General features: G+C 59.1%; 11 protein-coding genes. 7 read left to right on the top strand and 4 right to left on the bottom strand.

Annotation, left to right across the window (positions count from 1 at the left end; translation table 11 throughout):
- From B4U49_RS02690 to B4U49_RS02670, 5 genes are all read left to right on the top strand, one after another.
- A partial coding sequence (locus B4U49_RS02690) for an acyl carrier protein phosphodiesterase (protein WP_239692445.1) occupies positions 1-657 on the top strand: 657 nt, incomplete at its 5' end.
- A 34-nt stretch (positions 658-691) separates the two neighbouring features.
- A complete protein-coding gene (locus B4U49_RS02685) occupies positions 692-1,192 on the top strand; it encodes a disulfide bond formation protein B (RefSeq protein WP_078083035.1) in 501 nt (166 codons plus the stop codon).
- 3 nt (positions 1,193-1,195) lie between these two features.
- Complete coding sequence (locus tag B4U49_RS02680) at positions 1,196-1,591, top strand: CidA/LrgA family protein (RefSeq protein WP_078083034.1); 396 nt, start codon at positions 1,196-1,198, stop codon at positions 1,589-1,591.
- Positions 1,581-2,327 carry an LrgB family protein gene (locus B4U49_RS02675; protein ID WP_078083033.1) on the top strand — a complete coding sequence of 249 codons (747 nt, stop codon included), beginning with the start codon at positions 1,581-1,583 and terminating at the stop codon, positions 2,325-2,327. Before B4U49_RS02680 ends, B4U49_RS02675 begins: the two co-directional genes overlap by 11 nt.
- 140 nt (positions 2,328-2,467) lie before the next feature.
- A complete protein-coding gene (locus B4U49_RS02670) occupies positions 2,468-2,935 on the top strand; it encodes an Rsd/AlgQ family anti-sigma factor (protein ID WP_078083032.1) in 468 nt (155 codons plus the stop codon).
- Between the two features lie 87 nt (positions 2,936-3,022).
- Here the strand turns inward: B4U49_RS02670 and B4U49_RS02665 are convergent, their stop codons facing one another.
- On the bottom strand, positions 3,023-3,808 hold the full coding sequence (locus B4U49_RS02665) for a BamJ family beta-barrel-assembly machinery protein (protein WP_078083031.1): 786 nt from the start codon (positions 3,806-3,808) through the stop codon (positions 3,023-3,025).
- 520 nt (positions 3,809-4,328) lie between these two features.
- Here B4U49_RS02665 and B4U49_RS19050 point away from each other — a divergent pair.
- Positions 4,329-5,324, top strand: coding sequence for a histidine kinase (locus B4U49_RS19050; protein ID WP_158078535.1), 996 nt, complete (start codon positions 4,329-4,331; stop codon positions 5,322-5,324).
- Positions 5,325-5,372: 48 nt separating this feature from the next.
- Here B4U49_RS19050 and B4U49_RS02655 read toward each other — a convergent pair whose 3' ends face one another.
- On the bottom strand, positions 5,373-5,942 hold the full coding sequence (locus B4U49_RS02655) for a TIGR02444 family protein (protein WP_239692444.1): 570 nt from the start codon (positions 5,940-5,942) through the stop codon (positions 5,373-5,375).
- 68 nt (positions 5,943-6,010) lie between these two features.
- On the opposite strand from B4U49_RS02655, the gene B4U49_RS02650 reads away from it, so the two are divergent.
- Positions 6,011-7,087: an ATP-binding cassette domain-containing protein gene (locus B4U49_RS02650; protein WP_078083030.1), complete on the top strand. Its 1,077-nt coding sequence runs from the start codon at positions 6,011-6,013 to the stop codon at positions 7,085-7,087.
- Positions 7,088-7,119: 32 nt separating this feature from the next.
- Here the strand turns inward: B4U49_RS02650 and B4U49_RS02645 are convergent, their stop codons facing one another.
- Positions 7,120-7,956: an outer membrane beta-barrel protein gene (locus B4U49_RS02645; RefSeq protein WP_078083029.1), complete on the bottom strand. Its 837-nt coding sequence runs from the start codon at positions 7,954-7,956 to the stop codon at positions 7,120-7,122.
- Between the two features lie 93 nt (positions 7,957-8,049).
- On the bottom strand, positions 8,050-8,787 hold the full coding sequence (gene trmB, locus B4U49_RS02640; protein WP_078083028.1) for a tRNA (guanosine(46)-N7)-methyltransferase TrmB: 738 nt from the start codon (positions 8,785-8,787) through the stop codon (positions 8,050-8,052).
- Positions 8,788-8,890: the final 103 nt, after the last annotated feature.

Genomic DNA, 8,890 nt, shown 5'->3' with positions numbered 1-8,890 from the left:
TCTCGCAAGACCGCACCCGGAAGTGGCACCGCCCAAAATGCCAATCAAGCCCCGGGACCCGGTATGAACTACCTCGCTCACCTGCTTCTCTCCGGTCCGGACCCGGACTGGCAACTGGGTGGGTTGCTGGGCGACTTCGTCAAAGGCCCGCTCAAGGGTGAACGGCCCCAGGCCATTGAAGACGGCATGCGCCTGCACCGGCGTATCGACCTGCTGAGCGACCGCCACCCCGCCTACCTCGACGCACTCACCCGTCTCGGCCCCCAGTGGCGGCGACTCGGCGGCATCGCTCTCGATATCTGGTTCGACCACCTGCTCGCCAACCAATGGCAAAACTGGCATCCACAATCCCTGGAAACCTTCACCGCGAACTGCTGGTCAAACTTCAACAAGCGCCGCCAATGGATACCCGACAACGCACAGGCATTTATTCAGCGCGCCGAGCAATTTAAACTGCTGCCCGGCTACCGCGAGGTAGATGTCATCCAGCGCACCCTGGAACGGGTCGGCATGCGCCTGCGGCGCCCGCAGCCCCTGGCAGATATCCTGCCGCTGCTGCTGGCGGATAACGAAGCGCTGGAACAGGACTTTCAACGGGTGTTTACCGATTTGTCGCAACAGGCAGAGCTGTTCCGACAACAAACATTCCGCCAGTAACGAATTAAAAAGAAATACCCCGGAAAATAATCACATGACCCTGCCAAGCCCTCGCTATACCTTCCTACTTATGTTCCTCGCCGTTGTCTTTGTACTCGGCGTCGCGTTTTATCTGGAATACGTCCAGGGCCTCGAACCCTGTCCACTGTGTATCACCCAGCGCGTCATGTTTCTCGGCGTCGGCCTCACCTCCCTGATCGCCTTCCTGCACAACCCCAATGGTGCCAACCAGATCGGACGGCGTATCTACGGCCTCCTGGTCTCCCTGTGGGCCATCGGCGGCCTGTATTTCTCTGGCCGCCAGTTGTGGCTGCAGAGCCTGCCGGAAGACCAGGTTCCCGCCTGCGGCCCGGGCATCAGCTACATGCTCGACTCCTTCCCCATGGCAGAGGTGATCAAAACCCTGCTCACCGGCGACGGCAACTGTGCCGAAGTACAGTGGACCCTGCTCGGCCTCTCCATCGCTGGCTGGGCCGCGGTCGGCTTCATCGGCCTGATCCTGTTCGGTGCCTGGCAGGCGTTCCGCAAGCACTGAACCATGTCGCGACTGAAGGCATTCCCGCGCTGGCTGATGGGAGCAGGGCTGCTGCTGGGCTTCGACCTCACCGGCCGCAGCCTCAGCGCCGCGTTTGCCCTGCCAGTGCCCGGCCCGGTTCTGGGAATGCTGCTGCTGTTGCTGACACTGATCCTCTACGGCCGTATACCGCGCGGATTGGCTGAAGTGGCGGTACAGATACTGCGCTTGCTGGTGCTGATCCTGCTCCCCGCCACCGTCGGCATCTACTTTCTGCAGCAACTCTCCATCCGCGACTGGCTTACCCTCGCCATCGCCATGCTGGTGGGCACTCTCATCAGCTTTACCCTCACCGCACTGTTGTTGCAGCGGCTGCTGCGCCGCGCCGCGGCGCGCCGGGGGGAAGCGCATGTGGAGTGAGTGGCAGCGCTGGCTGACGCAGGCACAGCAGGTGGCCGGTGATTTTTTCGCGCCCCTGTCCGCTGCCCATCCCCTGGTTATCCTGCCTCTAAACGCCGCTGCCTTCTGGATCGGCCTGCAACTCTATCGCCGCAGCGGCAGTCCGCTGCTGCACCCGGTAATTGGCGCCAGCCTGCTGGTATTCGCGACCTTGTGGTTGCTGGGCGTGAATTTTGAAGGCTACCAGCGCGGCAGCGGCCTGCTGTACCTGTTGCTGGGACCGGCAATTGTGGCCCTCGCTATTCCCCTCAAGCAGAACCTGGCGATGGTGCGCCGGGCGGGCTGGCCACTGATGCTGGGATTGCTGGTAGGCGCAATACTGGCACCGCTGGTCGCCGTACTGATTGCCGTCCTGCTGGGAGGCAGTCGCGCGGTACTGATTGCGCTCACCACCAAATCGGTCACCACCCCAGTGGCCCTGGCCCTGGCCCAGGAGCTGCACGGTATCCAGAGCCTGGCCGCCGGGGTGGTCGCCTTTACCGGTGTGATCGGCGCGGTATTCGGCCCCAGTATTTTGCGTCGCCTGAACGTGACCGATGAGCGCGTTCTGGGTTTCAGTCTCGGCATTAATGCCCACGCCATCGGCACTGCACGCGCGCTGGAAATCAGCGCCCTGTGCGGCGCCTTCTCCGCGCTGGCCATGGGCCTGTGCGGCGCACTCACCGCGCTGTTACTCCCTCTGATCGTGACTTTCTGACCGATTCGTTCCACCAGCTGCCGGCGCTCCCGACGGATGTCTCTTTCTGGCGTTTAATGCGGCGTCGTCCTTGCCCACGGCGGCAGAAGCTTCTACATTCCTAAGACGCAGTTGTAGAAGTCAAAAAAGGAATCTTGGAGATGTTGGAGAACTGTAAAAATGCGCAGGAGCGCTGGGGTGGCGTGAGCCAGATCATCGACCGCTGGCTGCACTCGCGTCAGTTGCTGCTGGTCAGTTTCTGCCACCTGTCGGAAAAGAAAGAGATCGCCGACGGCGACAGGGAAGCCGAAGCCAGCGTACGCACCCTGTGCCAGCAACTGGTGGATTATGTGTCTGCCGGGCACTTCGAAATTTACGACCAGCTTATCCAAGAAGGTCAGGCATTCGGCGACGCCGAGGGCCTGCAGCAGGCAAAATCCCTGTACCGGGAAATCGATGCGACAACGGATATTGCCGTAGACTTCAACGACAAGTACCAGGAAACCGACGATCTGGAATCGCTGTCCAAGGATCTTTCTGAACTCGGCGTAGCGCTGGAAACCCGCTTTGCCGCCGAAGATCGTATGATCGATACTTTACACACTGCACACAAGAATCAGCTGGCCTGATTTTTATTTTCAGGCGGGCAATAAAAAAGGGGCCGCAAGGCCCCTTTTTTATACGGTACGCGATCTGATCGATCGCGCCGAGTACTTTTACTGTGCGGAATCTTCTTCTACCGCTTCTTCTTCCGCCGCGCCTTCATCGTTGCTGATGTCAGCCTTGTGCAGTTCCACTTCAAAAATCAGGGTGGAGTTGGGGCCGATCAGACCGCCGGCACCGCCCGGGCCGTAGGCCAGGTCAGACGGAATATACAGTTCCCATTTAGCACCTTCTTTCATCAGCTGCAGGGCTTCGGTCCAGCCCTTGATTACGCCGTTCACCGGGAACTGAACCGGCTTGCCATTTTTGTAGGAGCTGTCGAACTCGGTACCGTCGATCAGGGTACCCTTGTAGTCCACTTCAACCACACTGGTTTCACTGGGGCTGGCACCAGAGCCTTCTGTGATCACTTTATACTGGAGACCGGAGTCAGTGGTCTGAACACCATCTTTCTTGGCGTTCTCTTCCAGGAACTTCTTACCTTCTTCCAGGTTCTTGTCAGCGGAGGCTTTAAAATCGGCTTCCTGCTTGGCCATCAGCTCTTTCTGCTTGGCCTGCATGTTTTCCTGGAATACCTGAATGACAGACTTCTTCTCTTCTTCACTCAGGCGAGATTCGCGACCGCTGGCCACATCGTTCAGGGCCATGGCAACAATTTTGGGATCCAGGGCAACGTCCTGACTCTTGAGGCGATTGGCCATATCTTCGGCAATGATATAGCTGACCTTCTGCTCTTGGGACTCGAGCTTGATATCGGCAGAGTCTGCAGACTCCTGTTTGTTACAGCCAGCCAGTGCAACACCCAGTGCAATCGCAGCAGCCAAAGAAGTTTTGTTCATGAGAATCGTCTCTTTATTTCCGTGTAGCATTATTAGGTTTGAGCAGGGTCCCACCCTCCTCTGCTGTTGTACACCCGAACCCCCGACGCACTATGTGCGGCAGGTCACAGTACAGCAGGTCCGGCCAGCGACAGGCAAGTCTACCCCATGCAGGTTAGGGCTGCACATCGTCCGCTAAGACTACATTTGCCGCCGGTGGTTTCATTTCCCGGTAATATTTTCAGGCCTGCAAATAATGCAGTATTTCAGGCGCTGCTGATTCGCCAACACCGGGATCCCTCTCTGCCGATCGCGCCAGGGATCCGCGCACGACACCGGCACATTCGCAAAATGCCGAAAAAAATGCATGAATTTGGCAGGTATGCAGGGATGCACTTCCTAAATAACAGCGCTATTATCAGCGTTCAACCCTGATTTTTTTCTCCCGCAGAAAGGTGGTTTTACACTGCGAACAGGAGAGGGCGCAGGGTAAAGTGCTCACCGATACTCACAACCCGTTTCAAACGCAGGATTTCAACTCATGGCCGCTAAACGCAAAGCCGTTGCATCCATTGCCGATCTGGAAAAACAGATCGCCAAGATCACCACCCAACTCGATAAGGCGCGAGCCAAGGAAGCAGCCGACACCGACAAAGCGCTGAAAAAAGCCAGTAAGGAAGCGGAAAAAGCCCAGGTTCAGGTAAAGAAAGCCAAGGCCAAGCTGGCCACCGCACGCACCTCTGCCGCCAAGGCAAAAACCCCAGCGGCAAAAAGCGCAGGCAAGAAAAAAGTGGACACTGCCAAGGCTGCAGTAGCCAAGGTTGAGAAGGTCGCTAAGGATGCGGCAAAGGCTCTGGCCGACTCCAAGGCTGCCGCCAGCGCCGCCAAGTTTGCCGAGAAGACCGCCAACACCATCAAGAAAGCCGGTGAAGCCGCAGCCAAGAAAGTAGCAGGCGCAGCAAAGCCGAAAAAGAAAAAAGCCAGCGCGAAGAAGGCGACCGCCAAGAAAACCGTAGCTGCCAAGTCCAAGGCTACCGAGAAAAAGGTCAGCGCGAAGAAGCCCGCGGCGAAGAAGGCAACCACCGAAAAAGCAGCAACCAAGAAAGCCGCGCCGAAAAAGGCGGCCGCAAAAAAAGCGACAGCCAAGAAGGCGCCCGCGAAAAAAGCCGCCAAATCCAGCACTGCAGCAGCAAAACCGGCAGAGAAGGCGGCCAGCAAGAAAGCTACAGTGAAAAAGCCCGCGGCCAAGAAAGCCGCAGCGCCCAAAGCCTCGGCCAAGCCAGCCAAGACCAATGGCAGCAAGCCGGCAGCACCAGCCAAGGAAAAACCGGCCGCGCCGGTAGCGCCTGCGGAATCAAGCGTGGCGGAACCCATCATGGGCAAGACCTCGGAACCCAAGCCACTGGTATCCGAATCCAGCCCGGCGGCGGTAACCCCGGTTACTCCGACCATCACCCCGAGCACGCCCGCTAACAGCCTGTTTTCCACCGAAGAAAACCCGCACTACGGTCCGGAAGAGCACAAACACAAGCACTGAGTGGCTTAATCCAGCCCCTGCGCCGGTAACAGTTACCGGTGCGCGGGATCAGGAAGCAGCGCGGTCGCCCGGCACACTTCCTCCGCCGGTACCGTCGCTATCGACCACTGAGTCCAGTGTGCTATCGGCACCAGCGCCGGTACTGTAGGCATCGATCAGGCCCGCCCAGCGGGCCTGATCTTTTTGTAACAGGCCGTATTGCTGTCCGGCCAGCTCCAGGGGGGAGCGGGTTTCGGGCCAGGTTTCACCGTGCAGCTTCCACAGCGCCGCCAGCTGCCGCTGCTCCATGCGCAGCTCACAGCGTTTGCACCACTCGTAAACGCCACTCTGTTTGTTCATTCGTCCCAGCCAGCGCCGCAAATTGCGCACACTGCGGATCATACGCCTGCGCGGCGCCAGCCCCCGATCGGCCACTCGCCAACTCTCTTCACTCAACTGCCGACCGCAGGCACTGGTGTAACTGGCCCACAGCAGCAGGCACACATCCGCACCGCGGGTGTCCTGGCACTGCAGCAGGAAATCGGCCACATGGGGCTGCTGATAGAACTCCAGACTGAAGTGCCACAGTGGATTCTGCAGCGGGGAGGGCGGCGGTGATGGAGGTGCGGTTTCTGTCACGATAGAATCCCGACGATTTGTTATGCCGTTAGCCTAGTCAATATTGGGCGAATTCAAAGAGGTTTCCATTGATTAATCTGCAAGGCGTGTCGCTGCAAGTGGGCGGACGGGATCTGCTCAACAACGCCAGCTGTCGTATTTTCCCCGGTCACAAGGTAGGCGTCATCGGCGCAAACGGCTGCGGTAAGTCGACCCTGTTCAAACTGCTGCTGAAACAGCAGGACAGCGATGCGGGCAGTATCGAGATACCGGCGGGCTGGGAAGTGGCACACATGGCCCAGGAGGTCTCCGCCACGGACCAGAGCGCGCTGGAGTATGCCCTGGACGGCGATCATCGCCTGCGCGACCTGCAGCGGGAACTGGACGCCGCCGAGGCCGATGGCAGCAACGGCAAGCGCATCGCCGAACTGCACGAACGTATGGCGGCCATCGATGGCTACAGCGGTCCGGCGCGGGCGGCACAGTTGCTCGACGGCCTCGGTTTCTCCCACGGGGATCAGCAGCGCCCGGTAAAGAGCTTTTCCGGCGGCTGGCGTATCCGCCTGAACCTGGCACGGGCGCTGATGTGTCCCGCGGACCTGTTGCTGCTGGACGAACCCACCAACCACCTGGACCTGGAAATGCGTCATGCGCTGACCCTGGCCCTGGCGGAATTTCCCGGCGCCATGCTGCTGGTCTCGCACGATCGTCACTTGCTGGCCAACACCACCGATGAATTCATCCTGGTGGCGGACGGCCGCGCCGAGCCCTATGACGGCGACCTGGACGATTACAAGCAGTGGCTGCTGTCCTTTAAACGCGATGAAAAACGCCGTCAAGATAGCGATATGGACACCGGTGACACCCCGGCGGCGGCCCCCGTCGAGGATAAAAAAGCCCAGCGCCGCGCCGCTGCGGCACTGCGCGAGCAGCTGAAACCGCTCACCAACAAGCTGAAAAGCATCGAGCAGAAAATGGCAAAGGCGGAGAAAGAGCTGGCCGCGCTGGAGAACCAGCTCGCCGATGAGGACCTGTACAGCGGCGGTCAGCAGGATGAGATCGCGCGCCTGACCAAGGCACAGGGGGAAACCCGCGGCGCTCTGGACGAGCTGGAAATGGAGTGGCTGGAAATCTCCGAGCAGCTGGAGACGGCGCGCGGCGAGTAAATCGCTGATTTACCGGGCCGGCGCGCGCAGTATCATTTGGCGAAGTCGGCGGGATCGTAGGGTTCACGCTGACAGCCATCCTCATTTACCGCCATGCCCATGGGCGTCGTCGGGCACTGGTCGAGATAGTCCGGCACGCCATCGCCATCGCTGTCCCTGGGGCAGCCGCGGAAGTCCACATCAATACCCGGCGGTGTCTGCGGGCACTCGTCCACGTCGCTGAAGACTCCGTCGCCATCGCGGTCATACACTACCGGATCGGAACCCCACTGGTAGCCAATGGCGAGGCTCAGAAAACTGTCCAACCCGCCTTCTTCCACGCCCTGGAATCCGCGCGCATCGCCGCGCAACTGCCAGCGCGGCCCGAGGCGATATTTGATACCAGCGCCGAAGTTAACCATGGTCTGGCGCTCGTGCCAGTTGTACGGGTAGCCGTAGGTATCCTCGTTCACACGCAACTCACCGGCCCCCACTACCACGTAGGGTTGCCAGTCGACGTTGCCACAGAAGCGCCCGGCAAACTGATACATCAGGTCGAGGTGGTAATTCTCGACAGTCACGTCCTCGTAGGAATCCTTCAGGTTGACGCTGAAATAATCGTAGACCCCTTCGACCACCCAGCGATCGGTAACGTTATAACCGAAACCGATGCCGCCGCCGCTGCTGTCTTCCAGCTCATCGCCGAAATAGGGGGTGCCTGAGAGACGGTCTTTGTCGAACCAGTACTGGCCGCCATTCAGATAGAGATTGAGGGTGCCTTCGCGGTCGGCCAGGGTCTGCGCGCTGAGTAGTGCGAGGCAGGTACCGAGTACGAATCTGGGCAGGTAATGACGCAGGTTTTTGCGTGCGGCAGTGGGTCTTGTTGTCATTGTTACTCCGGAGCTTCCGTTTACCGGCGGTAGAGTGAAGATAGCACAGCGGACCGGGTGACCTTGCGACAGGACACCCGACCGGTTGGCATTTTATTTTCTTTTATACAGCAGGTCCCAGACGCCGTGGCCGAGGCGTTCGCCGCGACGTTCGAATTTGGTCTGGGGGCGGAACTCCGGGCGCGGAGCATAGTTGCCTTTGCCAGCGGTGTTCTCGAGCATGCCCTCTGCTTCAAGCACTTCCAGCATCTGCTCGGCATAGTTTTCCCAGTCGGTGGCCATATGCATCAAGCCGCCTGGTTTCAGCTTGCTACACAGGAGCTTCACAAAGCTGGGCTGAACAATACGGCGCTTGTTGTGCTTCTTCTTGTGCCAGGGATCCGGGAAGTACAGCTGAAAACGGTCGAGGCTGGCATCGGGGATACAGTCGTGTAATACATCGATGGCATCTGCCATGTACACGCGCAGGTTTTTGATTTCGGCTTTACCGGCGTTGTTTATCAGGCGACCGACACCGGGAGGATGGACTTCGATGCCAATAAAATCTTTATCCTGCTCGGCAGTGGCCATTTCCAGCAGGGAGTCACCCATGCCAAAGCCTATCTCCAGAACTACCGGTGCCTTGCGACCGAAAATTTCTTGCGGCTCGATAGCACCATCGTACAGAGAGAGACCAAACGGCCCCCAGTAAGTATCGAACGCTTTGCGCTGGCCTTCCGTCATCCGCCCACCGCGGATCACGTAGCTGCGGATCGACTTCTTTTTGAATTCGGTGCGGTAGGGGAAGTCTTCTTCCTCGTTACCTTGTTCGTTGTTGGGTTCTTCTTGCATTCTTTACCTCTGAGCTCCGTAGCTTTTTGGGTGCTCCGTAGCTGGTGGTGGGGCGGCCCAGCACCGGGGATGGGGTTTCAGAACCGCTGTAAACCCATCCCTG

Origin of the sequence: Microbulbifer mangrovi (genome assembly GCF_002009015.1) — a bacterium.
Taxonomy (GTDB): domain Bacteria; phylum Pseudomonadota; class Gammaproteobacteria; order Pseudomonadales; family Cellvibrionaceae; genus Microbulbifer; species Microbulbifer mangrovi.
Note: the sequence above shows the minus strand (reverse complement) of the source record. Positions and strands in the feature narration are given on the sequence as shown.